Genomic DNA, 26570 nt, shown 5'->3' on the forward strand with positions numbered 1-26570 from the left:
GCCCCTACTCCAGCAGGGCACCATCCCGCAGCGTGATGTGCCGGCTGTGGTATTCCGCCACGGCCGGGCGATGGGCGATGGAGAAGATCATCGCCCCCGGCAGGCGGGCGGCCAGTGTCTCGTAAAGGCCGCGCTCGGCCGCCGGGTCCAGGCTGGCCGTGGCCTCATCCAGGAACAGCCAGGCGGGCTTGAGCAGCAGGGCGCGCGCCAGGGCCACGCGCTGCTGCTCGCCGCCCGAGAGAAGCTGGGACCATGCCTCCTCGGTGTCGAGCTTGGGCGCAAGATGCGAGAGGCCCGCATCGGCCAGCGCAGCCATGATGTCGGCATCGCTGAAACCATCGGCCGGTGCTGGGTAGCACAGCACGCGGCGCAGCGTGCCGAGCGGCAGATAGGGGCGCTGCGGCAGGAACAGCGCCGTCTCGCCCTGGGGCGTGCGCAATTGCCCGGTGCCGAAGGGCCAGATGCCGGCCAGCGCGCGGAACAGGGTGGATTTCCCGCTGCCCGAGGCTCCGGTGAGCAAGACGCGCTCACCCGCGCGCAATTCCAGCGCCGCCTCGTTCAGCAGCACGCGGCCATCGGGCAGGCGCAGATGCAGGCCCCGCAGGCTGAGCCGCCCGGCCTCGCCCGTGGCTTCGCGCATGCCATCGCCCTCATGCGCCGCGATGCGCGCTGCCTCCAGCGCGTCGCGAAAGCCGATCAGGCGCGTCACCGTTGCGCGCCATTCGGTCAGGTTCGCGTAGTTGTCCACGATCCAGGAGAGGGCGCCCTGCACCTCGCCAAAAGCCTGGGCGGTCTGGGTCAGCCCACCCAGGGGGATGCGGCCGGCGAAGAAGGCAGGGGCCGCGACCACGAAGGGAAATACCGAGGCCACCTGGGAATAGCCGGCGGTGAAGAAGGTCAATCGCTTGGTCGCCACCATCAGCGCCCACCAGTTTTCCATCAGCGCGCGGAAGCGGGCCACCAGGGTGTGGCGCTCCTCCGCCTCGCCGCGATGCAGGGCCACGCCCTCGGTGCTGTCGCGGAAGCGGACCAGTGCGTAGCGGAAATCCGCCTCCACCTTCTGCTGATTGAAGTTCAGCCGCGTCAGCCGCCGGCCGATCAGATGCGCGAGCCAGGTGCCGAGCGTGGCATAGAGAATGGCGACCCAGACCATGTAGCCCGGAATGGTGATGCCCAGGATGGTGGCCGGCCCCGAAAGCGCCCAGAGCACCAGCAGGAAGGAAAACAGCGTCACCACGCTGCGCATCAGGCCAAGGCCCAGCGTCAGCGTCTCATCCACAAAGAGCTTGGCATCTTCCGAAAGCCGCTGGTCCGGGTTGTCCGCCCCCCATTGCGCCTGGAAGGGGCCGGTGAGGGAGAGGCGGTAATAGGCGCGGTCGGTCAGCCAGGCGGTGAGCAGGCTTTCCGTCGTCCAGCGGCGCCAGCGGATCTGCAGCGCCTGGCGCAGATAGATCGCGTAGACCGCGATCACGATATACACCCCCGCGATCCAGACGAAGCCCGGCATCAGCCCGCTATCGGTGGCGTGCCAGGTAAACAGCAGGGCCGAGAAGGCCTCCGCGTCGCGGGCTTCCAGCGCATTGAAGAATTCGCGATTCCAGTAGGACAGGATCACGGACATCGCGACCAGCGCGAGGTTGAGCGTGACAACCACGCCCAGCAGGCCACGCGCCGCCCAGCGGTCCTCGCTGCGCCAATAGGGCAGGGCAAGGGAGAGTGCCTCACGGATGGCTTTCATGGGGCGGTCTCCGAAATCCGGGCCATCAGGCGCAGGGCGTCAGGGTGGCCAGGCGCGATCCGGAGCGCCTGGGCCGCAAGGAGCCGTGCCGCACCGGGCTGGCGCTGGTTGAGGGCATGGGCGGCTGCGGCCAGCATGGCTTCGGCACTGTTGGGCGGGTGGCGCCCGATGGCGGCCTGGTCCGCGGTCACATGCGGCGCATGCGCCCAATAGGCTTCGTGCCGCGCCTGTTGCCCCGCCAACTCCTTCTCGATCGCGAGGCGCAAGGCCGGGCGCAACGCCTCGGGCAAGGCCGCGACGGCGGGGCGCATGGCGCGGGCATAGCTGCGATACAGGAAATCCGGATCATGCGCCGCGGTCTGCGCGCCCTCCCAGATGCGATAGGAGAACAGGATTTCCGGCAGGCATTCGAGGTGCAGCCCCGCAAGGGAGGCGGCCTGGAGAAACTCCCAATCCTCGAAATAGGCGCGGTCGAGGGTGAAGCCGCCCATGCGGTCCCAGGCGGTGCGGCGCATGAACATGTTGGCGTCGCCAAAGCCATTGCGAAACACGCCCAGCGCCGGGCAGGCGCCCAGCGGAATCCAGCCGATGGGGCGGGTGCTGCGGTGGCGTGGCGGCGGGCCGGCCCCCCGGAAGGCCTGCATCTGGCAGGTCAGGATATCGGCGCCCGAATGCTGGGCGGCATGCACGAAAGTGGAGACCTCATCGGGCCAGGCCGCGTTGTCGTCATCCATGAAGAGCAGGAACTCGCCCTGCGCCGCCTCCACCGCACGGTGGCGGGTGATGCCCTGCCAGGAATTCACGGGATTGCGCAGCAGCGTCCAGCCACGCGCGGCGAAGCGCGGGCGCAGCGCGTCATGGAAACGCCGCGCCGCCGGATCGGTGCTGGCATCATCCACCAGGATCAGTTCGAGGCGCGGATAATCCTGCCGTTCGAGGGAGGCGATGGCGTGGGCCAAGGGCTCATGCCGGTTGAAGGCGGCCATGCAGACCGAAACCAGAGGCTGCGCGGTGTGCACCGCGGGTGCGGCCGGTGGTGGCAGCGCCGCATGCCAATCCAGCCAAAGCCGGGCCGTCGCCTCGGGGGAGATGGCGGCGCGGCCCGGTGCCACCCCGTCCCGCAGCGCCTGGGCCAGGGCTTCCGCCAGGGCTGCCGCGTGGCGCGGATAGAGCAGCCGGGCCCGATCCTCCGCCGCCACCAATTCGCCGATTCCGCCGACATCGGGCGCCAGGAAGGGCAGCCCGGCGGCCAGGCATTCCAGCACCACATAAGGCGCGTTTTCCATGCGCGAGGCGATGACGGCGAGGCGCCCGGGTCCGGCCAGGTAGTCCCGCGCCTGATGCGGATCAGCGTCGTTCACGACACTCCAGGGCATCGGCCAGTGCTGCGCGGCGCCGGCCAGCCAGGCCAGTGCATGCACCCCGGCCATATGCCCGACCTTGCCGAGGAAGGTGACCCGGGCCGGGGCCTGGCCCGCGCGGATCAGCCGCGTGATCGCCTCGCAGAACAGCCCCAGGCCCTTGCGCTCCTCCAGCCGGCCGAAGAACACCAGCTCCTCCATCGGGCCGGAAGGTGGCGCCTGCCGCGGCGTGCGATCGGTGAAGCGCGTGGGCAGCAGGTTGGGCATGACGGTGGTCTGGCCGGGCAGGCGCCAGCCCATCCCGGCCGCCACGTCCAGGATGTAGCGCGAGGGGGCCGTGACGAAATCCGCCCCTTCGGCGCTGCGCTGCTCCATCCAGTCGGTTTCAAGCTCCCCGCTATGCGTCAGGAATTGCGCGGAATGGGCGAAGTGCCACAGCGTCGGGCTATGCACGTGGCAAACCAGGGTGGTGTCGCCGAAGCCCAGGCCGCAGCGCTTGGCGACGGTGGTCCAGTAGCCGATGCCGCGCATCTCGTGGAAATGGATCACGTCGAAGCGGCGGGTCTTCAGCCACTGATAGGCACCGAGGGAGAGCGCCGCCTCGCTGCCCTCCAGGAAAAGCGAGACGAACTCCACGCCGCGCGTGGCGTAGTGCGTGCGCCAGCGCGTCACCGGCTCGGTCTCGGTATAGGAGGAAGGGTAGAGGACCGTGACGTCATGCCCGGCGGCGACGAGCGTCTCCGCCAGGGCCAGGAAGGCCGTGCCGATGCCGCCATTGCGGATCGGCCCGACGAAATCCAGCGTGAGCAGACAGATGCTCTGCCGCCGCATCAGCAGGCGGCCGTGACGACCACACTGGCGCCGAGCATCCTGCGCCCTTCGACCCGCCAGCCGGCTTCCGCGAGCCACCGGTCCAGCCCGGCTTCGCTGATGAACCACCACCAGGGGTCGGCGAGGCCCGCGGCCAGGGCCGCCTCCCGCGTCAGCCGTTCGGGAAAGGCCGCGAATTGCGGCAGGCTGATGCCCACCGATTGCAGCGCGGCATCCAGCGCCGCGCTGCTCTCCGCGGTGAGTTCGCCGGCATGCCAAGGGCCAAGACCAAGCGCCGAGAGTGCCGACGTCATCGGCACGAGGCTGCTGCGCAGGATCAGCCGCCGCGCCCCGGTGGCCCGCAGCCCGGCCAGGCGCCGCGGCGGGTCTCCATCCAGCCGCGCGAGATCGGCGCCATCCACCACCAGGTCGGTCTGGGGCAGGCGTTCGCGCAGATCCGGGGCATCGAGGCTGCCGCGCATCCACCAGGCGCGCCAGGCGCCGGGGTCGGCATGCAGCGGCGGCGGCAGCGGGTCCCGCGCCGCTGGCCGGGCGGCGAGAAGCGCCTCGGCCTCGGTGGACAGGCCGAGGCGGATGCCGGCTTCGGCGAGGCGTTGATCCGCCTGCTCCGGGCGCTCGGGCGTCATGGCCTGGACCGAGGCGGCACCGGCCGCGATGGCGCGCAGCGCGATCTCCGGCATCTCCAACGGATCATCCCAGGCGAGCAGCACATGCTGGCCCGGCGCCGCGTCCTGAACCTGGGCGGCCAGGGGGCTCAGGGGGGCTGCGGCCACAGGCGATGCAACAACTGGTAGGGCGGCCGCGGGCAGCGCCGCCGCCAGGGCTGCCAGCCAGCGCGCCACCCGCTTGCCGTTCACACCGAGATCGGAATAGCCGAACAGGCTGCGCGAGTAGAGGAACAGGCTGGTGCCAGCGGGTGTCGCCACGCATTCGGCCGTGATGATGTCGGGGTAGTTCACCAGCGCCGAGCGCTCCACCCATTGCGCCTGCCGCCGCTCCGGCCAGGCGGCGATGCGCCATGTGCGCGGGAAGCCTTCCGCCACGCGCAGCAGGGCCGTGAAGACCTCCTCCGGGCTGCCGGGCAGGATCGGCGCCGTGACCTGCTTCGGACCGGGATGGCCCGCCGGCGCGGCCAGGCAGGTATTGGGCGAGGAAGGCTGAACGAGCGAGGCGAATTCGATCGGCGCGGGCGTGCCCAGGCCCTTGGGGCCGCGTCCGATCAGCGCTGCGATGGAGGTCATTCGGCGTCTCCCCCGGGGCTGGGCAGGGCATCGGGCAAGGGGCGGCGCAGGCGGATCACGCCATGGATCGCCTCGGGCGCGATAGGCTTGCCCTTGCGCAGGATATCGAGCTGGCCGCTGGTGGAAAGCCGTGCCGCCGCCTTGCGCACCGCGCCCATCAGCGGCTGCCAGCGCTCGGGCGCCATGCCGCGCGCGACCTCTGAGGGGCAGATGGATTTCTCGGTCGCGGCGACGCGGCGCAGGATTTCGGCTTCGATGGCTTCAAGCGGAGGAATCTGGGTCATGGGACCAGCCATGTGGCGCGTTCTTCGCCGTCGGGCCAGTCCAATCGCGCCCGCCGATGCCCTTCCGCCGCCAGCCAGAGCCATTCAAGGCTGTGCATCCGCAGCAGGATCACGCCGAAATGCTGCCGGCCCACCACCTCATCCTGCGGCGCCGGCATGGGGGCTGCGATGGGCGTGCCCGGCGCTGGCTCGATGGAATAGCAGATGCGGCTGAAGGGCTGGCTGGCCTGCCAGGCGGCCTCGGCCACGGCATCATCCGTGTGCAGGGAGGCCACGCCCTGCAGGCGCAATTGCACCTGGGCCGCCGGATCATAGGCATGCAGGGCGAAGCGCGGATCACGCGCCAGTTCGGCGAATTTCTCGCCCCTTTGGTCGCTGTGCAGGCGCAGTGTCCGCGCGGCGGCGTCAAAGCCGCGCAGCACCAGGGTGCGCGCGCGCGGCGTGCCATCCAGGCCGATGCTGGCCAGGGTGGGGGTGTGCACGGGGCTGCGCCGATCCGCGACACCGCGCGCGAGCAGCTCGAAGGCCGCAGCGCGCAGCTCCATGAGGTCATCGGCATGGCCGGGACGGGGACGCGGATGGCTCATGCGCCGAGCACCCTCTGCGCCAGGGCCTGGCCACTCTCCCAGGCGGATTCGGCGCGACCGGCGAGGCAGCCATCCGAGGCATAGCCGAGGCCGAGCGCGCCGTCCCACAGGCAGGCCTGGCCCAACGCCACCTCCAGCAGCGAGAAGCGCCAGCGATGCGCCACGGCAAAGAGCGGCGCGGCGGCCGGAAGGGCGGCCAGAAGTGCGGCGATGACGGCTTCGGGGGCTGCTTCCAGGTGCTCGCGGCTGAAATCCGGATCGGCCTGGATCACCCAATTCGCCTGGGTGGCATCACGGCCTGGCTTGGCGCTGTCCCGCGCGGCCCAGCCGATGGGGCCGTGGTAGCGCAGCGTGTCGGGCAGATCGAGGCGTTGCGGGAAGGCGGCCATCACCGTCCAGCAGGGGGCGTACTGGATCGCGGCCAGGGGCTGGGACATGTGTGGCGGCAGCAGGGCCATCGCCTGCTCGGCCGGGAAGGTGACCAGCACGGCGGAGAACGGGCCATCCAGCGTGGGTTCCACGGCGGGCAAGGGCCGGCCCGGGCGGACCAGCGCCGCATCGAGATGCGCGACCATCCAGCCATCGGCGCCGGCCTGCAGCGCCGCCACATGGCGCCCGGTCTGCAATTCCAGCCCCTGCGCCATATGCCGGCCAAGAGCCGACATGCCGGGGGCGGCCACGCGGCGCTTGGGGTCGGGCCAGGGCAGGGTGCCCGCGGCTTCGAGCAGCTGCGCGAAGCCTGGCCGCTCGGCCCGCAGATATTGCGCGCCGTGATCGAAGCGATGGCTTTCGCCGGCATGCTCGATGCGGCGCGTGGCCAGGCGCCCGCCGGCGGCGCGGCCCTTGTCAAAGAGCCGGACCTCGCGGCCCCCGGCGATCAGGGCTTGGGCGGCGGAAAGCCCGGCGAGGCCGGCGCCGAGGATGGCGATGGGATGCATGCCCGCATCAATGGCACCCTGAACCATCTGCGCAAGTGGGGGAGCAGGTTGGCGAGCAAGCGGCGCGCTATTTCTGCCAGGCCGGGAAGGGGTCGGGCAGGCGGGCATGGGCGCGGGGGCCGGCGCGCCATTCCTCATGGGTCAGCAGCGTGGCGTCCAGCTGCGCCCGCAGCGCCGCCTCATTCATGCCGATCCCGATGAAGACGATTTCCTGCCGCCGATCCCCGCCGGGCTCGACCCAGAGGCCGCGGATCATCTCGCGCCAGTCTGCATCCTGCGGCCAACGCTGTTCCTCGATCGCGGCCCACCAGAAGCCAGCGCCCTGGTGGCGGCCCATGCGGCCGGCCAGTTGCCATTCACCCACCCAGCCAGGCCGCGTCGCCAGCCAGAAGAAGCCCTTGGCGCGCACCACGCCTGGCAGATCGCCCTCAATCAATGTCTTGAAGCGTTGCGGATGCACCGGCCGGCGCGCGCGCCATACAAAGCTGGTGACGCCGAATTCCTCGCTTTCCGGCAGATGCTCGCCCGACATCGCCTTCTGCCAGCCAGCGGCATTCTGCGCTCGCTCCATATTGAAGCGGCCGGTGTTCAGCACCTTGGCCAGCGGCACGTGGCCGTGTTCGGTCGAGAGAATCTCCGCCGTGGGATTGAAAGTGGCCAGCAAGGCGGCCAGCCGTCCCAATTCCCCGGCCGAGACAAGATCAGCCTTGTTGACGATGATGGTATCGGCGAACTCCACCTGCTCGATCAGCAGGTCCACCAGCAGGCGGTGATCTTCGGCACCGGCGGTTTCGCCGCGGGCGCGCAGCGTGTCGGCGCTGGCGTAATCCTCCAGGAAGGCCCGGGCGTCGACCACGGTCACCATGGTGTCGAGCTTCGCCACGTCGCCCAGGCAAAAGCCCTCCTCCGTCGTGAAATCGAAGGTGGCGGCGACGGGCATGGGCTCACTGACGCCGGTGCTCTCGATCAGCAGCGCATCGAAGCGGCCTTCGGCGGCCAGCTTCGCGACCTCCTCCATGAGATCCTCGCGCAGGGTGCAGCAGATGCAGCCATTGGTCATCTCGACCAGCTTTTCCTCGGTGCGCGACAGGGTGCCGGTATTGCCCACCAGGGCCGCGTCAATATTCACCTCGCTCATGTCATTCACGATGACGGCGACGCGCTGGCCTTCGCGATTGGCCAGCACATGGTTCAGCAAGGTGGTCTTGCCGGCGCCGAGGAAGCCCGAAAGCACGGTGACGGGGAGGCGTTGGGTCATCAGCAGCAGCCTGGTTCGTCAATGCAGAAGACCAGGCGCGAGCGCTGGCCCTCCGGCAGATGGGAGAGGGGAGGGGAGCGGTGCAGCGTAGTGGCGCCTGCGCGCTTGCGGCCGCGAAACAGCGCCACGGCGCAGCGCGGGACGTCCTCGATCTGGGCGCCGCCGTCAGGGTCGCCCATGCTCCATTGGGTGCCCGGGCCGGCATAGGTGACCAGCAGGCGGAAGCCCACGGAATCCACGTGGAATTTGCGGCAGGCATCGCCTGTGATGCCATCCAGGCGCAGCCGCACATGCTGGCTTCGCAGCAAGGCCGCGAACATGTGGGACAGGCGCAACATGTCTGAGAGCAGCGCCATCGGCGCGCCGGCGGGCAATTGCTCGCAGAGGGAATCGAGCGCTTCGTCCGGCGTGCCCTCGGCTGTGGCGCGAAACGGGCCCGCCTGGCGCAGGGGCTTGAGGGGCTTGGCAAAGCCGGCAGGCTCCTCACGCAGCCAAAGAGCGAGGGCGACATCGGGGCTGAGTGCCGTCAGCAAGACCGTTTCCGGCGTGCCGATCACGGCGCGGGGCGGTGTGGTCGCGTGGGCGGCTTCGGGGCCGTAGGCTTCGCAGAGGAGAGGCATGAATGTGATAATATAACATAATGATTGCGGCGCAAGCCTCACCTTGCCCTTTCGCGCGGCTCAGCCTATCCGCGCGGACATCTTTGCCCGAAGGACCTCACCATGCCCGCCATTGCCGACATCATCGCCCGTGAAGTGCTGGACAGCCGGGGCAACCCGACCGTGGAGGCGGAGGTGGTGCTGGATGACGGCAGCCGCGGCCGCGCGATCGTCCCCTCCGGCGCCTCGACCGGCGCGCATGAAGCGGTGGAGCTGCGCGATGGCGACAAGTCCCGCTATGGCGGCAAGGGCGTCACCAAGGCCGTGGCGAATGTCGAGGGCGAAATCTTCGACGCGATTGGCGGGCTGAACGCCGCCGACCAGGTCAAGATCGACCAGATGATGATCGAGTTGGACGGCACGCCCAATAAATCCCGCCTCGGCGCCAATGCCATGCTGGCCGTTAGCCTCGCCACCGCCAAGGCGGCGGCCCAGGCGCATGGCCTGCCGCTGTATCGCTATGTGGGCGGCGCCTATGCGCGCACGCTGCCGGTGCCGATGATGAACATCATCAATGGCGGCCAGCACGCCGACAACCCGATTGATATCCAGGAATTCATGGTGATGCCGGTGGCTGCCGGCACCATCGCCGATGCGGTCCGCGTCGGCTCAGAGATTTTCGCGGCCCTCAAGAAGCAGCTGCATGATGCCGGCCACAACACCAATGTCGGCGATGAGGGCGGCTTCGCCCCGAATATCGGCAGCGCGGACGAGGCACTGGCCTTCATCGCCAAAGCTTGCGAGGCGGCCGGTCACCGTGTGGGCGAGGATGTGATGTTCGCGCTCGATTGCGCTGCCACCGAGTTCCACCACGACGGCAAATACGTGATGGAAGGCGAGGGCAAGACGCTGGATGCCGGCGGCATGGTGGATTACCTCGCCGCACTTTGCGCCAAGTGGCCGATCATCTCCATCGAGGATGGCATGTCCGAGGATGACTGGGCCGGCTGGAAGCTGCTGACCGAGCGGCTGGGCGGCAAGATCCAGCTGGTGGGCGATGATCTTTTCGTCACCAACCCCGAGCGCCTGGCCATGGGCATTGAGCGCGCCACGGCCAATTCCATCCTGGTAAAGGTCAACCAGATCGGCACGCTGACCGAGACGCTGGAAGCGGTCGAGATGGCGCATCGCGCAGGCTACACGGCGGTGATGAGCCACCGCTCCGGCGAGACGGAGGATTTCACCATCGCCGATCTCGCCGTCGCCACCAATTGCGGGCAGATCAAGACCGGCTCGCTCAGCCGCTCTGACCGGCTGGCCAAGTACAACCAGCTGATCCGCATCGAGCAGGATCTGGGGCCCGCGGCGCGCTATGCGGGGCGGACGATTTTGAAGCGCTGAGCCACGGGGCGCGCCGCAAGGCGGAGGGATTGGCGCGCTATGCGGGGCGGCCGATTTTGAAGCGCTGAAAGAGGCCTCCGGCGGCTGGGGCCATTGGCCCCGGACCCCTTACCTTGTCTCCAGCGCGGGCTGGGCGGATCAGCCCCCATCCTCCGGGTCTTCCAGGAGGAAGGGGCCGTAATGGTCCAGCACGCTGGCGAAGGCGGCTTCGCCATATTCCTCGTCCATCGCGTCCTTGAGGTCGGCCAGGGCCGCTTCGCCCTGGAATTCGGGCAGCAGGGCCTCGCGCAGGAAGGCTTCGGGGCCGGCGAAGGCGGCGCACACATCTTCCATGGCGTGGATCGCGAAGCTTCGATCCTCGGGGAAGAGGATGTGGAAGCTGTTGGGATGCGCCTCGAAGAAGCTGGAAATGCGGCGTGCTTCGAGCGGGATGCGCCAGACCGCCGTGGGGTCAGTGATCCCCTCCGCATCCACATAGGTTCCGCACAGATGCGTGATGCCACGACGCTGGAGGGCGGCGGCGAGGGGCACGAACATCTCCAACGGTCCGCTGTTCCGGACATCCCAGTGCTGGAGGAGTTGGACGCGCCAGTCATGCTCGCCCAGCCATGCATTGCTGAGTCGTGTGCCTTGCCTGCCGGATCGGGTCTTGAAGACCTCCAGCATTTCGTAGGCCTTGTCGCGCAGCGCCATCTGAGTGGCGCGGCCGGGGAAATGCGCCGTACCGGCCATGATCTCCGGGTCGCACTGGTCCGGTAGGTCGTCCCGGTTGTCCTGTGTCACGATGTTCTCTCCTAGTCAGCCAAGCGGTAACGGATCTTGTGGATAGTCGGCCACTTGACGCTGCCATCAGGCAGCACAGTTCGTCGCTGCACATCCATGGTGGGGAAGGGGGTGTCTCGGATTGTCGTGCTGCGCCTGATGGTAATTTGCCGGTTCTCATCCAGACGGTAGATCCGGCTGCCTCCATCAACTCGCGGTTCCCCCTGTGGCCGCAAATCACGGATGTCGCGCTCACGCAGGCTGAGGCCGCCGTCGCGCCGCCACTGGAATTCGCCCCTTTGCAACACGGGCTTCTCGGGATCGGGCGCCGTCAGCCGGTCCCGCAGCAGCCGGCCAAGGCGTTGGCCGACTTCATCCTCCGGTGCGGCGGGCGGCGGCAGGGTTGGCCGCTGGTTTCGGCGATCCTCATTGTTCGGCCGCCGTCCTCGCCCGCCCCGGCCATCGGCGGGGCCGCGCGTCAGGCGCTCCCAAAGGGATCGTCGCCAATTGGCGTATTGGATGCTCGCTGGGGGCAGGGCGCCAGGGCTGGCCGCTGTGCCACCCGGCGGCGGGCTGCGTCAATGGCCGGCGACGGGCCTACCTTCGCGGCGATAGGGCCGCACCCAGACGGCGCCGCGTGCTGCCGCGTCCTTCGGATGCAGCGCGCCAAAGCCGCCGCGGACCCAGCCGGTGAAGACATCGCGCTCGGGGTGGCCGTTCTGCCAATAACGCGGCTCGCGCATGGCGCTTCGCAGATCGGCTTCGGTGGTGCGGATGGGATTGGCCATGGGAACTCCTTTCGATGCAGACCATATTCCTATTTTATAGAAAAAGCAATAAAATCCTATGTCATGTATTACTCGCTGTATTCGCAACAAAGAAGCGCCAGAAACCCTTGCATGCGCGGCCGGATGGTGATTCTGTCGGATTCGCGCATCAAGGGACGCGCTTTGGGGGGTTCCATGAATTTCGGGCGGTGGCTCATCCGCATGTTGAAGCTGTTGGCGCCGCCGGTGATCCTGGCGAGCATCGCGGCCTTCTTCGTCTGGCACGCCTCCCATGGCGACCGTGGCCTGATCGCGCGTGAGCATCGCCTGGCCGAAATCGCCGCCGCCAAATCGGACCGGGACCGCGCCACCGCCGAGCGCGAGGCGGCCGAACGGCGCGTCAACGCCATGCGCGGAGATCGGCTTGACCGGGACCAGTTGGAAGAGCGCGCCAGGGCCATGCTGAATCTGACCACGCGGGAGGAGATTGTGATCCCCTACCCACCGGGCCAGCGGCTTTTCTGATCCTTCAAGGACTTCGCGCGATTGCTGCACTGCGGCATCGCGCGGCACGTTAACCGTAATGCAGTTAATCGCCTCATTGCGTTGCAATGCAACGCTTTTCGGGCAGTGCAAACGCTTGCGAAGGCGGCGTGAGGGGCGTAATCAGCGTCTGATCACGCAGGGAGAAAGCCATGGCTGCCAAAGCCCCACCCGCCAAGCGCCGCGCCAAGGGCGCCGCTGAGCAACCAGGCATGGGGCGGGACGCCCTGCTGCGTGCCTATCGCGACATGCTGCTGATCCGCCGCTTCGAGGAGAAGGCCGGCCAGCTTTATGGCATGGGCCTGATCGGTGGTTTCTGCCACCTCTACATCGGCCAGGAGGCCGTGGTGGTCGGCATGCAGGCTGCCCTGAAGCCGGGCGACCAGGTCATCACCTCCTACCGTGACCATGGCCACATGCTGGCCACCGGCATGGAGGCGCGCGGCGTGATGGCCGAGCTCACCGGCCGGATCGGCGGCTATTCCCGCGGCAAGGGCGGCTCCATGCACATGTTCAGCCGCGAGAAGGGCTTCTATGGCGGCCATGGCATCGTGGGCGCGCAGGTCAGCCTCGGCGCGGGGCTCGCCTTCGCCAATATGTATCGCGGCAATGACCACGTGGCGCTGGCCTATTTCGGCGAGGGCGCTTCCAACCAGGGCCAGGTGTTCGAAAGCCTGAACCTGGCGGCCCTGTTCAAGCTGCCCTGCATCTTCATCATCGAGAACAACAAATACGGCATGGGCACCAGCGTGGACCGCGCCAGCGCCTCCCGCGACCTGTCGCTGAACGGCAGCCCCTGGGGCATTCCGGGTGAGCAGGTGGACGGCATGAATGTCGTCGCCGTCAATGAGGCGGCGGAGCGTGCGGTGGCGCATTGCCGTGCGGGCCTCGGCCCGTATCTACTGGAAATGAAGACCTATCGCTATCGCGGCCACTCGATGAGTGACCCCGCGAAATACCGCACGCGTGAGGAAGTGCAGAAGATGCGCGAGCAGCATGATTGCCTGGAGACGGCACGCGGCATGCTGCTGGGCCAGGGTGTCACCGAAGCCGACCTCAAGGCCATTGACGATGAGGTCAAGGTGATCGTCCAGGACGCCGCCGATTTCGCGCAGGAATCGCCGGAGCCGCCGGAGAGCGATCTCTGGACCGATATTCTTTTGGAGACCAATTAGATGGGCGTCGAGATCCTGATGCCGGCGCTGAGCCCCACCATGACGGAGGGCAAGCTCGCCAAGTGGCTGAAGAAGGAAGGCGATGCGGTGAAGTCGGGCGATGTGATCGCCGAGATCGAGACCGACAAGGCTACCATGGAAGTCGAAGCCGTCGATGAAGGCGTGCTGACGCGCATCCTGGTGCCGGAAGGCACGGAAAACGTGGCGGTGAATTCGCCCATCGCGGAGCTTGATGGCGGTGATGCGGCCAAGGCCGCGCCGGCATCAGCACCTGCGCCAGCACCCGTGGTGGCCCCGATGGCCGCAAGCATCCCCGCGGCCCCACGCACGGCCGCCGCGGAAAAGGATTGGGGCCCGACCCGCAGCACTACCGTGCGCGAGGCCCTGCGCGATGCCATGGCGGCCGAAATGCGCCGCGACGCCGATGTCTTCCTGATCGGCGAGGAAGTCGCGCAGTACCAGGGCGCCTACAAGATCAGCCAGGGCCTGTTGGATGAGTTCGGCCCGAAGCGCGTGATGGACATGCCCATCACGGAGCACGGCTTCACCGGCATGGCGGTGGGGGCGGCCTTCACCGGCCTGAAGCCCATCGTCGAGTTCATGACCTTCAATTTCTCGATGCAGGCGATTGACCACATCATCAACTCGGCCGCCAAGACGCTCTACATGTCCGGCGGGCAATTGGGCTGCCCGATCACCTTCCGGGGGGCGAATGGTGCGGCCAGCCGCGTCGCTGCCCAGCACAGCCAGTGCTACGCCAGCTGGTACGCGCATTGCCCGGGGCTGAAGGTCCTGGCCCCCTGGTCCGCCGCCGATGCCAAGGGCCTGCTGCGCGCCGCCATCCGGGACCCCAACCCGGTCATCTTCCTGGAGAACGAGATCCTCTACGGGCAGAGCTTCGAATGCCCGACGGATGAGGATTTCATCCTGCCCATCGGCAAGGCGAAGATCGAGCGCGAGGGCACGGACGTCACGCTGATCGCCTTCTCCATCATGGTGGGCATGGCGATGCAGGCGGCGGAAAAGCTGGCCGAGCAGGGCATCAGCGCCGAGGTGATCAACCTGCGCAGCCTGCGCCCGCTGGATATTGATACCATCGTGGCGAGCGTGAAGAAGACCAACCGCGTGGTCACGCTGGAGGAGGGCTGGCCCTTCGCCGGCATCGGCGCCGAACTCGCCATGCAGATCATCGAGCATTGCTTCGATGACCTCGATGCGCCGCCGGTGCGCGTGCATGGCCTGGACGTCCCGATGCCCTATGCGGCCAATCTGGAAAAGCTGGCCCTGCCGCGCGTGGAGCAGGTGGTGGAAGCCGCCCGCTCCGTGACCTATCGCTGAGAGGGGCGCCGCACATGGCCACCAATATCCTGATGCCCGCGCTGAGCCCGACCATGACCGAGGGCACCCTCGCCAAATGGCTGAAGGCCGAGGGCGATACAGTGAAGGCCGGCGACGTGATCGCCGAGATCGAGACCGACAAGGCGACCATGGAAGTGGAAGCCGTGGATGAGGGCGTGCTGGGCAAGATCCTGGTGCCGGCCGGCAGCGAAGGCGTGAAGGTCAATGCCGTGATCGCCGTGCTGGTGGAACCGGGCGAGGCGGCACCCAGCGGCGCTGTCCCGGCCATCGCCAAGCCAGCCGCCGCCGCAGCCCCGGCGCCCGCCGCGGCCAAGGCGGCACCCGCACCTGCGCAGGCCGCACCTTCCGCCGGCGAACGCTCCATTGCCTCGCCTCTGGCCAGGCGCATGGCGGCGCAGGCGGGGCTCGACCTTGGGGCGATCCAGGGCACCGGCCCGCAGGGCCGCGTCGTCAAGGCGGATATCGAGGCCGCGATGAACCGGCCTGCCGCCGCACCGGCACTGGCCGCCGCACCGGCGCCGGTCGCGGCACCGGCCCCCGCGCCGCGCCCGGCCGCAGCCCCGGCGCCGGTCATTGGCGCCACCACCGCCGTGCCGAACAGCAGCATGCGCAAGGTGATTGCCCGGCGGCTTTCGGAGAGCAAAGCCTCCATCCCGCATTTCTATGTGGCGATGGATATCGAGCTCGATGCGCTGATGAAGCTGCGCGCCGAACTCAACGCGCAATCCCCCAAGGATGGGCCGGGCGCGTTCAAGCTTTCCGTCAACGACCTGATCATCAAGGCCTGTGGCGTGGCATTGCGCCGCCATCCAGGGGTGAATGCCTCCTGGACGGAGGAGGCGATCCTGCAATTCAACGAGGTGGATATCAGCATCGCCGTCGCCATCCCGGATGGGCTGATCACGCCCATCGTGAAGGGCGCCGACCGCAAGGGCCTGGCCACCATCAGCACGGAGATGAAGGACCTCGCCTCGCGCGCCAGGAGCGGCAAGCTGAAGCCCGAGGAATTCCAGGGCGGTGGCTTCTCCATCTCCAATATGGGGATGTATGGCGTCAGTCACTTCGCCGCCATCATCAACCCGCCCCAGGCGGGGATCCTGGCCGTGGGGGCCGGCACGCAGCGTGCCGTGGTGAAGAATAGCGCGCTGGCCATTGCCACAGTGATGACCTGCAATCTCAGCGTGGATCATCGCGTGATTGATGGCTCGCTCGCGGCGGAATTCATGGCGACGCTGAAGGGGCTGATCGAAAATCCCCTCTCGCTGATGCTCTGAGGCGATGTCACATGCGTGACTTCGCCCCGGTCCTCACACGCCGTGCATCCTTGCGCCTGACGCCCGGCGCAGGGGCGATGCCCTAGCCTTGGCCTGGCGCGACGCCACACCGGATGATGTGGACGCGGTTCATCGCCTCGTCCGCGGTCTCGCCGAATATGAGAAGCTGCTGCACGAGTTTCACGCGACGCCGCAGGATTTCGCGGCATCGCTGTTTGGCCCGAGGCCGGTGGCGCAGGCCATGCTGGCGGAGGTTGATGCCCGTCCGGTTGGCGTCTGCCTCTGGTATCGAACCTTCCCCAGCTTTGCCGGCCGGCCGGCGATCTGGATCGAGGATGTCTTCGTGGAGCCCGCCCATCGGCGGCAAGGCCTCGGGCGGGATGTGTTTCGTCTGCTGGCGGCCCGCGCACTGGATGAGGGCTGCGCGGCGCTGGAATGGAATGTGCTGGACTGGAACGCGCCCGCCATCGCCGCCTATCGCGCGATGGGGGCCGAGCCGCGGGACCAATGGACGGATCAGCGGGTGAGTGGCGATGCCCTCATCCGGCTTGCAGGAAAGGGCTGACACATGGCCGAGGCATTTGACGTGGTGGTGGTGGGCGGCGGGCCTGGCGGCTATGTGGCCGCCATCCGCGCCTCGCAACTCAAGATGAAGGTGGCGCTGGTCGAGCGTGAAAACCTTGGCGGCATCTGCCTGAACTGGGGCTGCATCCCGACCAAGGCGCTGCTGCGCGCCAGCGAGATCAACCACCTGCTGCACAGCCTCGATCAATTCGGCTTTGCCGCGGATAATGTGCGCTTCGATTTTGCCAAGGTGATCAAGCGCTCGCGCGGCGTGGCCAGCCAGCTTTCGGGCGGCGTGAAGCATCTGCTGAAGAAGAACAAGGTCACGGTGTTTGACGGGCATGGCGCGCTGGCCGGGCCGGGCAAGATCGCCGTCACCAAGGATGGCAAGCCCGTGGCGGAGCTCGCCGCGAAGCACATCCTGCTGGCAACGGGTGCGCGCGCGCGCGTCATTCCCGGCATGGAGCCGGATGGCAAGCTCATCTGGTCCTACCGCGAGGCGATGACGCCCAGCGCCCTGCCCAAAAAGCTCATCGTCGTCGGCTCGGGCGCCATCGGCTCCGAGTTTGCCAGCTTCTATCTCAACATGGGGGCCGAGGTGACCCTCGTTGAGGTGATGGACCGCGTGCTGCCGGTCGAAGATGCCGAGATCAGCGTCTTCGTGCGCAAGGCGTTTGAGAAGCAGGGCATGAAGATCATCACCAATGCCCGCGTCCAGGGTGTCCGCAAGGGTGCGGATGACGTGACGGCCGTGATCGAGGCCGATGGCAAGGTGACGGAACTCAAGGCGGACCGTCTGATTTCCGCCGTCGGCATTGTCGGCAATGTCGAGAATCTGGGCCTTGAGGGCACGAAGATCGTCGTGGACCGCACGCATATCGTGACCGACGCCATGGGCCGCACCGGTGAGCCTGGCGTCTATGCCTTTGGCGATGTGACCGGCGCCCCCTGGCTGGCGCACAAGGCGAGCCATGAGGGCATCATCTGCGTCGAGAATATCGCGGGGCTGCATCCGCATGCGATGGATGTGCTGAACATCCCCGGCTGCACCTATTGCCGCCCGCAGGTCGCCTCGGTGGGGCTGACCGAGGCGCGCGCCAAGGAGCTGGGCCATGAGGTGCGCGTCGGCCGCTTCCCCTTCATCGGCAATGGCAAGGCGATCGCGATGGGCGAGCCGGAGGGCTTCGTGAAGACCGTCTTCGATGCCAAGACCGGCGAATTGCTGGGCGCGCACATGGTCGGCCCCGAGGTGACGGAGATGATTCAGGGCTATGGCATCGCCCGCACGCTGGAAACCACCGAGGCGGATCTCATGCACACCGTCTTCCCGCACCCGACGGTGAGCGAGGCGATGCATGAGAGCGTGCTCGACGCCTATGGCAGAGTCATTCACATCTAGTGGAGAGCTGACCAATGCCCATGTCTTGGCTACGCAAGCTGATCGGAGGTGAGCCACTTCAAGCGAGCCTTGGAACCCACCGTCCCGAAATCCTCCCAAACGAGCTGACATTCAAGTCAGGAAAAGAAGCGATTGAATACATTGCAGCATTTATGAAAACGAATTGGAGCGACGGTGGGATAGTGCTAGGCTTGATGGGGCAGCCTGAGCTCGGTTATCGCACACTCAGTGGGTTTGTTCTGATACCGTATGATGGTCAGTTTCAGCAGATTTTCTGTTTAGGCGAAATTAGATCAGTTGATGGTCCCGAAATTGAAGAATTTATAGTTACTCCGAGTACGAAGCTGGCGCGGCTTGGAATTAAGGAGGGAGATTTGGTGACGGTTCGATTAAATGGTATTGCGCCACCGGACATGCGCAAATTTACCGAGTGGTCTGGCGCAATTATTGGAGTTAATGAATTAACCTTTAGCTTTGAGCTCGGAGGCTGGAAGATTAAACGGCGCTTTGCGATTAAGGACTAATTCATGGTTATTCGACGTGAAATCGATCACCGCGCCGCGCCCGCTCCCCGCATTGGCGCCGCCCGTCACCCCGAAAAAGCCGCGCGCCCGGACAACCCGATCCAGCGCAAACCCGCCTGGATCCGGGTGAAGGCCCCCACCCATCCGATCTACCACGAGACCCGCGCCCTGATGCGCGAGAACAAGCTCGTCACCGTCTGCGAGGAGGCGGCTTGTCCCAATATCGGCGAGTGCTGGTCCCAGCGCCACGCCACCATGATGATCATGGGCGAGACCTGCACCCGCGCCTGCGCCTTCTGCAACGTGGCCACCGGCATGCCCAACCCGCTGGATCATGACGAGCCGCGCCGCGTGGGTGATGCGGTGGCCAAGCTTGGTTTGCGCCATGTCGTCATCACCAGCGTCGACCGCGATGACCTGGCCGACGGCGGCGCCGAGCATTTCGCGCAAACCATCCGCGCCATTCGCGCCGCGACGCCCGAGACCACCATCGAGATTCTCACGCCTGATTTCCTGCGCAAGGATGGCGCGCTGGAAGTCGTCGTCGCAGCCCGGCCGGATGTGTTCAACCACAATCTGGAAACTGTGCCGCGGCTTTACCCGACGATCCGCCCTGGCGCGCGCTACTATCACTCGCTGCGCCTGCTGGATCGTGTGAAGCAGCTGGACAAGTCCATCTTCACCAAATCCGGCATCATGGTGGGCCTCGGCGAGGAGCGCATCGAAGTGCAGCAGGTGATGGATGACCTGCGCAGTGCGGAGGTGGATTTCCTGACCATCGGCCAATACCTCCAGCCCAGCGTGAAGCATGCCGCCGTGGCGCGCTTCGTCGAGCCGAGCGAGTTCGATGACTACGCGAGCCTGGCCCGGGCCAAGGGCTTTCTTCTGGTATCCGCGACGCCCCTGACGCGCAGCTCCTACCACGCCGACCGGGACTTCGCGGATCTGCGCGCCGCGCGCGAAAAGAGCCTCGCCGCCTGATGCCGACGCATGCCGAAAAGCGCATCCTGCGCCAGTCACCGGACCAGATCTTCCAGATCGTGGCCGATGTGCATCGCTATCCGGAATTCCTGCCCTGGTGCGCCGCGGCCCGCGTGCTCAGCCGGGACGAGCAGAAGCTGGTGGCGGACCTGACCATCGGCTTCAAGATGTTCCGCGAAACCTTCCGCAGCGAAGTCACGCTGGAGCGCCCGGGGATGGTGCATGTCACCTACCTCGATGGCCCATTCCGCTACCTGAACAACACATGGCGGCTGACCGCCGTGCCGCAGGGCACGGAGGTGGATTTCTTCGTGGATTTCGAATTCCGCTCCCGCCTGTTGCAGGCCGTGATCGGCACGGTCTTCAACGAGGCGGTGCGGGTGATGGTGCGTGCGTTTGAGCGCCGCGCGATGGCGATGCATGGACGGCTTCCGGCGCCCAGCACGGGGGCGCCGGTTCGCTCCGCCTGATCAGAGGTGCCTGATCAGAGGTGAATGAGCCCGGGCGCGAAAAACCCCAGCATCATCAGCCCAAACCCCACCGCGCCGAGTGCCCCCGCCAGCCACACCAGCAGCGCCACCCCCGTGATGATCGAGGCCGAGGCCACGACGATCGCCACCTGGAAGCCGGCACTCGAGTATTCGAACATGTGATATTTCTCCATGTTCCGGTCGCGCCGCCCCTCGGCCGCCCGCGCGCGGGACATGAGTTCGCGGCGGCCTTCGCCGGTTTCGGGCTCGCTTTCCCAGCGCGCGGCGGTGCTGGTCCAGCGCTCCCGCTGGGCGGTGGTCGCGGCGGAATTGGCTTCGGTGCGGGTCAGCTCCGCCTGTTCGGCCGCCGTCCGCACCTGGGTCTGCCGGATGGTGCGGGCCTGGAAGAAGGACCAGAGATTCGCCGCCTCGATATTGGCGTTCAGCGCCTCGGTCTGGGCGGATTTGGCGCCGACTTCGGCCAAGGCGAGGAACAGCGCGAGGATCGCGATGAGCAGGGCCACGCCCTTGTTTTCCGTGCCATGCGGCGCACCATGTCCACCAGCCATGCGAAATTCTCCCTGTGGGTCAGGCCAGGGGGGATGCCATAGACGCGCGCCTCGCGCTACCTTTCATCCATGGTCCAAGCCCCAACCCACGCCCCCGCAACGTCCTTCGCGCCGATGCGCCCGCCCGCCGGCGCGCCTCCCGTGCGGATCAACCTCTATTCGGACACGCAGACGCGGCCGACACCCGCCATGAAGGACGCGATGATGCGCGCCGAAATGGGCGATGAGCAGCATGGCGATGACCCGACGGTGCATGCCCTGTGCGACCGCATGGCAGCACTCATGGGCAAGGAAGCCGCCATGTTCCTGCCCAGCGGAACCATGTGCAACGTCATTGCCATCCTCACCCATTGCCGCAAAGGCGATGAGGTGCTGGCCCATGAAACCAGCCATATCCTGCACAGTGAGGGCGGCACCCATGCCGCCCTCACCGGCGTGCAGATCCTGCCGCTGAAGGGCGCGCGCGGCCTGTTCACCGCCGATGATGTCCGCGCCGCGATTCGCCCGCGCACCCGCTACGCCCCGCCGCAGAAGCTGCTGGAGGTGGAGCAGACCGCCAATATCGGCGGTGGCGTCGTCTGGCCGCTGGAACAGCTGCGCGCCGTGACCGCCGTGGCGCGGGAGCAGGGCTGGAACACCCACATGGATGGCGCGCGGCTGATGAATGCCTGCGTCGCCGCCGGCATCGCCCCGGCCGAGATGGTGGCCGATTTTGACAGCGTCTGGCTGGATTTCACCAAGGGGCTGGGCGCGCCGCTCGGCGCCGTGCTCTGCGGCTCCTCCGAGTTCATCGGCGAGGCCTGGCGCTGGAAGCAGCGCCTGGGTGGTTCGATGCGCCAGGCCGGCATGGTCGCCGCGGCCTGCATCCACTCGCTGGATCATCACGTGGAGCGCCTGGCCGAGGATCACGCCAATGCCAAGGCGCTGGCACGCGGCCTGCGCCAGATGGAAGGCGTGGTGGTGGAGGAGCCGGATACCAACCTGGTGTTCTTCGACATCAAGGACACCGGCGTTTCCGTCGAGGAATTGCAGCGCCGCCTGATGGCCCAGGGCATCATGGTCAGCGGCCTGGGCGGCCGGGTTCGGGCCTGCACGCATCTCGACGTGACGGCCGCCATGATCCCCGAGGCGATCAGCGCGATCCGTGAGGCCCTGGCTGCCTGATCCTGCCCGCCGGCAACGCGGCGCGCGGGCGGATCGCACCGGCCGCGCGGCTGAGGGCATCGCGCGCGATGCCCTCATCGCGGAGGGCTGGCGCATCATGGCTGAACGCCAGCGCACCCCGGCCGGCGAACTGGACCTGATCGCGGAAAAGGACGGCCTGCTCGCCTTCATCGAGGTGAAGGCGCGCCCCAGCCTGCGCGAGGCAGCCCATGCGCTGGGGCCGCGGCAGCAGCAACGCCTTTTTGCCGCGGCCGAAGCCTGGCTCGCGTGGAATCCGGGCCATGGTGCGAAAGGGATACGCTTCGATGTCCTGCTGGTGGCGGCGGACGGGACTGTAAAGCGAATCGCCGATGCGCTTCGTCAGGCGTGATGCCGGGGCGTGGTTCTGTGACAGGTTGTTGCGTGGGCCGCTTCTTCGTTGACCGACCCGGCCCGCACCCCCAGATTGGACCCATGGAAAAGCGCCACTCAGCAACCCTCTCCCAGGCGGCGCGTCTCCCATGAACATGCTCGACAGCAAGATCATGGCCGAGACGCCGGAGAAGACATCGGCCCCGGCTCCGGCCCGGCGCCGTTGGCTCGGGCCGGTGCTGCTGGTGCTTGTATTGGCCGGCGGCGGCGTTGCCGCGGTGAAGTGGCGCGCGGCGCATCCGCCCGCACCGCCGGTGGCAGCCGCGCCGGTGCCCGCGCTGACGGTCTCCATCGCTCCGGCCGCAACGCGCCGGATGGTCTCGAGCGTGGTGGGGGATGGCTCCGTCGTCGCCTGGCAGGAATTGGTGATCGGCGCTGAAATCGGCGGGCTGCGCATCACCGAAGCGCCGCTGGATGAGGGCATGGCCGTGCGGGCCGGCCAATTGCTGGCGCGGCTGGATGACAGCGTGCTCGCCGCCCAGGCCGCCCAGGCCGAAGCCGCGATCAATGAGGCGTCCGCCTTCCTGGAGCTCGCCCGGGCCGAGCAGGCGCGCGCGGAGGATCTGGTGCGGACGCAAAGCGCCTCCCGTCAGATCGTGGATCAGCGCCAATCCGCCACGCGCCAGGCCGAGGCGCGTCTGCTTTCCGCCCGCGCCAAGCGTGACGAGGCGGTGGCGCGTGTCGCGCAGACGCGCATCCTGGCGCCCACGGATGGCGTTGTTTCCCGTGTTTCGGTGCGCATCGGCGCGGTGACGGCGCTGGGGCAGGAGATGTTCCGCGTGATCCGCGATGGGCGGCTCGAACTGGAAGCCCGCGTGCCCGAATTGGAACTGGCGGAGCTGCGCCCGGGCCAGCCGGCCACCATCCACCATGGCGGGCGGCAGATTGCAGCCGAGGTCCGGCTGATCGCCCCCGTTGTCACGGCCGAGACGCGCCTCGGCCTGGCCCGCATCGCCCTGCCGGCTGATTCCGGGCTGCGTCCGGGCATGTTCGCCCGCGCCGAAATCCAGGGTCCCGCGCGCGAGGTCGTCGTTGTTCCCGCCTCCGCCGTGGTGTTCCGCGATGGCGCGCCCCAGGCCTTCGTGCTGCCCGATGGTGCCGCGCGGGTGGTCATGCGTCGGCTCAACGCAGGGGCCCGCCAGGATGGGATGGTCGAAATCCTCGAAGGCCTCACCGCCGGCGAGCGTGTGGTGACGGCCGGCGCCGGCTTCCTGGTGAATGGCGACCTGGTTCGTCTCGCCCCGTGATCATCGAGGAAAAGCATCGCAACATCTCAGGCTGGGCGATCCGCAATCCGGTCGCGACCCTGGTCATCTTCCTGTTGCTGACCGTCGCCGGGATTTTCTCCTACCCCTATCTGCGCATCAATAATTCGCCCGATATCGACCTGCCAGCTGTGGTGGTCTCCGTGGTGCAGCAGGGCGCCGCGCCGTCGGAACTCGAAACCCAGGTGACGCGCCGGGTCGAGGATGCGGTGGCGGGCTTGGGCGATGTGAAGCGCATCTCCTCCACCGTGGTGGATGGCAGTTCCACCACCGTCATCGAATTCGTCCTGGGCAAGAATATTGACCGCGCGACGAATGACGTGCGTGACAAGATCGCCCAGATCCGCAGCGACCTGCCCGCCGGCATTCGCGACCCCGTGATCACGCGGGTCGAGGCGACGGGCGGTGCCATCGTCACCTTCACCATCGCCTCGCCCCGCATGACCGTCTCCGAGCTGAGCTGGTTCGTGGATGATGTGGTGGCACGCGCGATGCTCTCGGTCTCGGGGGTGTCGCAGATCAACCGCGTGGGCGGTGTCGAGCGCGAGATCCGCGTGGCATTGCGGCCGGAGCGCCTGGTGGCGCTGGGCATCACCGCCAACCAGGTGAATGCGCAGCTGCGGGACCAGAACATCAACCTGGCCGGCGGGCGGGGGAATATCGGCGGTGGCGAGCAATCCATCCGCACGCTGGGCGCCGCCGTCACCGTCGCTGACCTGCGGGAGCGGCGCATCATCCTGAGCAACGGGCGCTTTGCCCGCCTCGGGGACATCGCCGAAGTCGAGGATGCGACGGCCGAGGTGCGCACCGCGGCACGGCTGGATGGCCGCCCCGTCGTCGCCTTCGAGATCCTGCGCACGCGGGACAGCTCCGAGGTGCGCGTGGCCGAGGGCGTTCTGGCCCGGGCGCAGGAGATCATGGCCCAGCACCCCGAGGTGACGATCACCGCCGTCACCAGCACCGTCACCTTCGTGCTGGCTGGTTTCCATGCGGCGGTGGAGGCCCTGCTGATCGGCGCTTTCCTCGCCATGGTGGTGCTCTACTTCTTCCTGCGTGACTGGCGCGCAACGGTGATGGCCTCCATCGCCATGCCGCTCTCGCTGATCCCGACGTTTTTCGTCATGCAGATGCTGGGCTTTTCGCTCAACAATGTGACGCTGCTCGGCCTGACGCTGGTGGTGGGCGTGCTGGTGGATGACGCGATCGTAGAGATCGAAAACATCGTCCGGCATATCCGGCAGAACCCCGGCATCAGCGTGTATCGCGCCGCGCTCGATGCCTCCTCCGAGATCGGCCTGGCCGTGGTGGCGACCACGGCGGCGATCCTGGCGGTGTTCGTGCCGGTGGCCTTCATGCCGGGAATCCCCGGGCAATTCTTCCGCCAATTCGGCCTGACGGTCGCGGCGGCCGTTGCTTTCTCGCTCGTGGTCGCGCGGCTGCTGACGCCGCTGCTGGGGGCCTATTTCCTGAAGCCGCACAATGCGCCCGAGCCACCGGACAGCGCGCTGGCCAAGCGCTATTACGCGCTGCTGGGCTGGTGCCTGCGCCATCGCTTGACGACGCTGGCGGGGGGGGTGGGCTTCTTCGCGCTCTCCATCGCGCTCATGCCCTATATCCCGCAGGATTTCGTGCCGGGCGCGGATCGCGGGCGTTCGGCCATCGCGATCGAACTCGCCCCCGGCGCTTCGATCGCCGATACCGAGCAGGTGGTGCAGCAGGCGACGCGCATCCTCAAGGCCCGCCCGGAGGTGGTTTCGGTCTTTGCCAGCCTGGGCACGGCCAATACCGGCGTGGGCGGGCCGGGGCTGGGCAACACGACCCGCGCGGGTGATCCGCGCACGGCCAATCTGACGGTGACACTCATCCCGCGCGCCGAGCGCGGCATCACCCAGACCCAGTTCGAGGCGGCGGTGCGCCCGGCGCTGGACGAGATCGCCGGGGCGCGGGTGCGCTTCGGCGCGGATGGCCAAAGCGGATCGCGGCTGCAGATCACGCTGGTGGGGGCGGATGGCGCGGCGCTGGCCGAAGCCGCGCGCGAACTGGAGACGCAGATGCGCGGGCTGCCGCAACTGGCTGGCGCGCGCTCCACCGCCTCACTCGCGCGGCCGGAATTGCAGATCCGGCCGATGGAGGCCCGCGCGGCCGAGCTGGGCGTCTCGCCGGCGGCGATCGGCGCCACGGCCCGCATCGCCACCATCGGCGATGTGGACCAGCTGCTGCCGCGCTTCACCCTGGCCGACCGGCAGATTCCCATCCGCGTGATGCTGGATGAACGCGCCCGTACCGACCCTGAGGCGCTGCGCGGCCTGCGCGTCGAAGGGCGCGGCGGCATCATGGTGCCCATCGAGAGCGTCGCCGAGATCAGCTACGGCGCCGGACCCGCGCAGATTGATCGGCTGGGCCGCCAGCGCAAGGCGACGGTGGAGGCTGAGTTGAATGGCATGCCACTCGGCGAGGCCGTGAAGCTCGTGGCCGCCCTGCCCATCATGCGCGCCATGCCCGACGGCGTGCGCGAGCAGGCGACCGGCGACAAGGAGGTGATGGCGGAGCTGTTCAGCGGCTTCGCGCTGGCACTCGGCACGGGCGTCTTGCTCGTCTACCTCGTGCTGGTGCTGCTGTTCGGCGGTTTCCTTCAGCCGCTGACCATCATGAGCGCGCTGCCGCTCTCGCTCGGCGGGGCCTTGATGGCGCTGCTGCTGGCGCAGAAGTCGCTGGGTGTCTCGGCGGTGATCGGCGTGCTGATGCTGATGGGCATTGTCGCCAAGAACTCCATCCTGCTGGTGGAATACGCCATCATGATCCGCCGCGATGACGGGCTGGGGCGGGAGGCCGCGATCATGGAGGCCGCGCGCAAGCGGGCGCGCCCCATCGTGATGACGACCATCGCCATGGTGGCCGGCATGGCGCATATCGCGGCCGGCATCGGCGCCGACAATGAATTCCGCGCGCCGATGGCGCTGGTGGTGATCGGCGGGCTGATCACCTCGACGCTGCTCAGCCTGATCTTCGTGCCGGTCTGCTACATCTATGTGGACCGGTTCGAAAGCTGGATCGCGCGGCGCTTCCGGCCCAGCACGGCACCCGCGCCCGCCGAGTAGTGGCGGG

At 67.6% G+C, this 26570-nt stretch carries 25 protein-coding genes; 14 read left to right on the top strand and 11 right to left on the bottom strand.

The genetic code is table 11. The annotated features are described in order from the left end of the window. Positions 1-4: 4 nt before the first annotated feature. The 8 genes from LHU95_RS08965 to LHU95_RS09005 form a co-directional block, all read right to left on the bottom strand. Positions 5-1738 carry an ABC transporter ATP-binding protein/permease gene (locus tag LHU95_RS08965; RefSeq protein WP_248711023.1) on the bottom strand — a complete coding sequence of 578 codons (1734 nt, stop codon included), beginning with the start codon at positions 1736-1738 and terminating at the stop codon, positions 5-7. Continuing rightward, positions 1735-3930 carry a glycosyltransferase gene (locus LHU95_RS23360; RefSeq protein ID WP_283094299.1) on the bottom strand — a complete coding sequence of 732 codons (2196 nt, stop codon included), beginning with the start codon at positions 3928-3930 and terminating at the stop codon, positions 1735-1737. The genes LHU95_RS08965 and LHU95_RS23360 overlap by 4 nt, the downstream gene beginning before the upstream one ends. Next, the gene (locus LHU95_RS08980; RefSeq protein WP_248711024.1) at positions 3930-5171 is read right to left on the bottom strand and encodes a DUF1499 domain-containing protein; all 1242 of its coding nucleotides are present in this window, start codon (positions 5169-5171) and stop codon (positions 3930-3932) included. Before LHU95_RS08980 ends, LHU95_RS23360 begins: the two co-directional genes overlap by 1 nt. Next, positions 5168-5455 carry a DUF3253 domain-containing protein gene (locus tag LHU95_RS08985; protein WP_248711025.1) on the bottom strand — a complete coding sequence of 96 codons (288 nt, stop codon included), beginning with the start codon at positions 5453-5455 and terminating at the stop codon, positions 5168-5170. The genes LHU95_RS08980 and LHU95_RS08985 overlap by 4 nt, the downstream gene beginning before the upstream one ends. Next, on the bottom strand, positions 5452-6042 hold the full coding sequence (locus tag LHU95_RS08990; RefSeq protein ID WP_248711026.1) for a pyridoxamine 5'-phosphate oxidase family protein: 591 nt from the start codon (positions 6040-6042) through the stop codon (positions 5452-5454). Before LHU95_RS08990 ends, LHU95_RS08985 begins: the two co-directional genes overlap by 4 nt. Further along, positions 6039-6980 carry an NAD(P)-binding protein gene (locus tag LHU95_RS08995; protein WP_248711027.1) on the bottom strand — a complete coding sequence of 314 codons (942 nt, stop codon included), beginning with the start codon at positions 6978-6980 and terminating at the stop codon, positions 6039-6041. Before LHU95_RS08995 ends, LHU95_RS08990 begins: the two co-directional genes overlap by 4 nt. Positions 6981-7047: 67 nt before the next feature. Beyond that, positions 7048-8238, bottom strand: coding sequence for a zinc metallochaperone GTPase ZigA (gene zigA, locus LHU95_RS09000; protein WP_248711028.1), 1191 nt, complete (start codon positions 8236-8238; stop codon positions 7048-7050). Beyond that, positions 8238-8858, bottom strand: a complete 621-nt coding sequence (locus tag LHU95_RS09005; RefSeq protein WP_248711029.1) for a DUF1826 domain-containing protein — start codon at positions 8856-8858, stop codon at positions 8238-8240. The genes zigA and LHU95_RS09005 overlap by 1 nt, the downstream gene beginning before the upstream one ends. 102 nt (positions 8859-8960) lie before the next feature. Between LHU95_RS09005 and eno the strand changes: the two genes are divergently transcribed. After that, positions 8961-10238, top strand: coding sequence for a phosphopyruvate hydratase (gene eno, locus LHU95_RS09010; protein ID WP_248711030.1), 1278 nt, complete (start codon positions 8961-8963; stop codon positions 10236-10238). A 138-nt stretch (positions 10239-10376) separates the two neighbouring features. Here the strand turns inward: eno and LHU95_RS09015 are convergent, their stop codons facing one another. Further along, positions 10377-11021 (bottom strand): hypothetical protein, encoded by a 645-nt coding sequence (locus tag LHU95_RS09015; RefSeq protein WP_248711031.1) that lies wholly within the window; start codon positions 11019-11021, stop codon positions 10377-10379. Between the two features lie 557 nt (positions 11022-11578). After that, positions 11579-11788: a hypothetical protein gene (locus tag LHU95_RS09020; protein WP_248711032.1), complete on the bottom strand. Its 210-nt coding sequence runs from the start codon at positions 11786-11788 to the stop codon at positions 11579-11581. A 201-nt stretch (positions 11789-11989) separates the two neighbouring features. Between LHU95_RS09020 and LHU95_RS09025 the strand changes: the two genes are divergently transcribed. The 9 genes from LHU95_RS09025 (at position 11990) to LHU95_RS09065 (ending at position 20056) form a co-directional block, all read left to right on the top strand. Continuing rightward, positions 11990-12292: a septum formation initiator family protein gene (locus tag LHU95_RS09025; protein ID WP_248711033.1), complete on the top strand. Its 303-nt coding sequence runs from the start codon at positions 11990-11992 to the stop codon at positions 12290-12292. 230 nt (positions 12293-12522) lie between these two features. Next, on the top strand, positions 12523-13485 hold the full coding sequence (gene pdhA / locus LHU95_RS09030; RefSeq protein WP_248711528.1) for a pyruvate dehydrogenase (acetyl-transferring) E1 component subunit alpha: 963 nt from the start codon (positions 12523-12525) through the stop codon (positions 13483-13485). Beyond that, positions 13486-14823, top strand: coding sequence for a pyruvate dehydrogenase complex E1 component subunit beta (locus LHU95_RS09035; RefSeq protein ID WP_248711034.1), 1338 nt, complete (start codon positions 13486-13488; stop codon positions 14821-14823). Positions 14824-14837: 14 nt separating this feature from the next. Further along, a complete protein-coding gene (locus tag LHU95_RS09040) occupies positions 14838-16118 on the top strand; it encodes a pyruvate dehydrogenase complex dihydrolipoamide acetyltransferase (protein WP_248711035.1) in 1281 nt (426 codons plus the stop codon). A gap of 88 nt (positions 16119-16206) precedes the next feature. After that, positions 16207-16683 carry a GNAT family N-acetyltransferase gene (locus tag LHU95_RS09045; RefSeq protein ID WP_248711036.1) on the top strand — a complete coding sequence of 159 codons (477 nt, stop codon included), beginning with the start codon at positions 16207-16209 and terminating at the stop codon, positions 16681-16683. Positions 16684-16686: 3 nt separating this feature from the next. Beyond that, positions 16687-18081, top strand: coding sequence for a dihydrolipoyl dehydrogenase (gene lpdA, locus LHU95_RS09050; RefSeq protein WP_248711037.1), 1395 nt, complete (start codon positions 16687-16689; stop codon positions 18079-18081). Between the two features lie 20 nt (positions 18082-18101). After that, positions 18102-18605 carry a hypothetical protein gene (locus LHU95_RS09055; protein ID WP_248711038.1) on the top strand — a complete coding sequence of 168 codons (504 nt, stop codon included), beginning with the start codon at positions 18102-18104 and terminating at the stop codon, positions 18603-18605. Between the two features lie 9 nt (positions 18606-18614). Continuing rightward, on the top strand, positions 18615-19586 hold the full coding sequence (gene lipA, locus LHU95_RS09060) for a lipoyl synthase (RefSeq protein ID WP_248711529.1): 972 nt from the start codon (positions 18615-18617) through the stop codon (positions 19584-19586). After that, complete coding sequence (locus tag LHU95_RS09065) at positions 19586-20056, top strand: type II toxin-antitoxin system RatA family toxin (RefSeq protein ID WP_248711039.1); 471 nt, start codon at positions 19586-19588, stop codon at positions 20054-20056. The genes lipA and LHU95_RS09065 overlap by 1 nt, the downstream gene beginning before the upstream one ends. A gap of 14 nt (positions 20057-20070) precedes the next feature. On the opposite strand, the gene LHU95_RS09070 is transcribed toward LHU95_RS09065, so the two are convergent. Further along, positions 20071-20625 carry a DUF4337 domain-containing protein gene (locus tag LHU95_RS09070; RefSeq protein WP_248711040.1) on the bottom strand — a complete coding sequence of 185 codons (555 nt, stop codon included), beginning with the start codon at positions 20623-20625 and terminating at the stop codon, positions 20071-20073. A gap of 114 nt (positions 20626-20739) precedes the next feature. On the opposite strand from LHU95_RS09070, the gene LHU95_RS09075 reads away from it, so the two are divergent. From LHU95_RS09075 to LHU95_RS09090, 4 genes are all read left to right on the top strand, one after another. Continuing rightward, complete coding sequence (locus LHU95_RS09075; RefSeq protein ID WP_248711041.1) at positions 20740-21789, top strand: threonine aldolase family protein; 1050 nt, start codon at positions 20740-20742, stop codon at positions 21787-21789. A gap of 97 nt (positions 21790-21886) precedes the next feature. Further along, positions 21887-22159 carry a YraN family protein gene (locus LHU95_RS09080; RefSeq protein ID WP_248711042.1) on the top strand — a complete coding sequence of 91 codons (273 nt, stop codon included), beginning with the start codon at positions 21887-21889 and terminating at the stop codon, positions 22157-22159. Positions 22160-22289: 130 nt separating this feature from the next. After that, positions 22290-23447 carry an efflux RND transporter periplasmic adaptor subunit gene (locus LHU95_RS09085; RefSeq protein ID WP_248711043.1) on the top strand — a complete coding sequence of 386 codons (1158 nt, stop codon included), beginning with the start codon at positions 22290-22292 and terminating at the stop codon, positions 23445-23447. Further along, complete coding sequence (locus LHU95_RS09090; RefSeq protein ID WP_248711044.1) at positions 23444-26563, top strand: efflux RND transporter permease subunit; 3120 nt, start codon at positions 23444-23446, stop codon at positions 26561-26563. The genes LHU95_RS09085 and LHU95_RS09090 overlap by 4 nt, the downstream gene beginning before the upstream one ends. Positions 26564-26570 lie beyond the last annotated feature (7 nt).

Origin of the sequence: Sediminicoccus sp. KRV36 (genome assembly GCF_023243115.1) — a bacterium.
Taxonomy (GTDB): Bacteria; Pseudomonadota; Alphaproteobacteria; order Acetobacterales; family Acetobacteraceae; genus Roseococcus.

Excerpts from the sequence above, each read along its gene's own strand:
- lpdA (WP_248711037.1), top strand. The coding sequence starts at position 16,687 with ATGGCCGAGGCATTTGACGTGGTGGTGGTGGGCGGCGGGCCTGGCGGC.
- eno (WP_248711030.1), top strand. The coding sequence starts at position 8,961 with ATGCCCGCCATTGCCGACATCATCGCCCGTGAAGTGCTGGACAGCCGG.
- LHU95_RS23360 (WP_283094299.1), bottom strand. The coding sequence starts at position 3,930 with ATGCGGCGGCAGAGCATCTGTCTGCTCACGCTGGATTTCGTCGGGCCG.
- LHU95_RS08965 (WP_248711023.1), bottom strand. The coding sequence starts at position 1,738 with ATGAAAGCCATCCGTGAGGCACTCTCCCTTGCCCTGCCCTATTGGCGC.
- LHU95_RS09070 (WP_248711040.1), bottom strand. The coding sequence starts at position 20,625 with ATGGCTGGTGGACATGGTGCGCCGCATGGCACGGAAAACAAGGGCGTG.
- LHU95_RS09020 (WP_248711032.1), bottom strand. The coding sequence starts at position 11,788 with ATGGCCAATCCCATCCGCACCACCGAAGCCGATCTGCGAAGCGCCATG.
- LHU95_RS09035 (WP_248711034.1), top strand. The coding sequence starts at position 13,486 with ATGGGCGTCGAGATCCTGATGCCGGCGCTGAGCCCCACCATGACGGAG.
- LHU95_RS09080 (WP_248711042.1), top strand. The coding sequence starts at position 21,887 with ATGGCTGAACGCCAGCGCACCCCGGCCGGCGAACTGGACCTGATCGCG.
- pdhA (WP_248711528.1), top strand. The coding sequence starts at position 12,523 with ATGGGGCGGGACGCCCTGCTGCGTGCCTATCGCGACATGCTGCTGATC.
- zigA (WP_248711028.1), bottom strand. The coding sequence starts at position 8,238 with ATGACCCAACGCCTCCCCGTCACCGTGCTTTCGGGCTTCCTCGGCGCC.
- LHU95_RS08995 (WP_248711027.1), bottom strand. The coding sequence starts at position 6,980 with ATGCATCCCATCGCCATCCTCGGCGCCGGCCTCGCCGGGCTTTCCGCC.
- LHU95_RS09085 (WP_248711043.1), top strand. The coding sequence starts at position 22,290 with ATGAACATGCTCGACAGCAAGATCATGGCCGAGACGCCGGAGAAGACA.
- LHU95_RS09040 (WP_248711035.1), top strand. The coding sequence starts at position 14,838 with ATGGCCACCAATATCCTGATGCCCGCGCTGAGCCCGACCATGACCGAG.
- LHU95_RS09065 (WP_248711039.1), top strand. The coding sequence starts at position 19,586 with ATGCCGACGCATGCCGAAAAGCGCATCCTGCGCCAGTCACCGGACCAG.
- LHU95_RS08980 (WP_248711024.1), bottom strand. The coding sequence starts at position 5,171 with ATGACCTCCATCGCAGCGCTGATCGGACGCGGCCCCAAGGGCCTGGGC.
- LHU95_RS08990 (WP_248711026.1), bottom strand. The coding sequence starts at position 6,042 with ATGAGCCATCCGCGTCCCCGTCCCGGCCATGCCGATGACCTCATGGAG.
- LHU95_RS09055 (WP_248711038.1), top strand. The coding sequence starts at position 18,102 with ATGTCTTGGCTACGCAAGCTGATCGGAGGTGAGCCACTTCAAGCGAGC.
- LHU95_RS09005 (WP_248711029.1), bottom strand. The coding sequence starts at position 8,858 with ATGCCTCTCCTCTGCGAAGCCTACGGCCCCGAAGCCGCCCACGCGACC.
- LHU95_RS09075 (WP_248711041.1), top strand. The coding sequence starts at position 20,740 with ATGCGCCCGCCCGCCGGCGCGCCTCCCGTGCGGATCAACCTCTATTCG.
- LHU95_RS09025 (WP_248711033.1), top strand. The coding sequence starts at position 11,990 with ATGTTGAAGCTGTTGGCGCCGCCGGTGATCCTGGCGAGCATCGCGGCC.
- LHU95_RS08985 (WP_248711025.1), bottom strand. The coding sequence starts at position 5,455 with ATGACCCAGATTCCTCCGCTTGAAGCCATCGAAGCCGAAATCCTGCGC.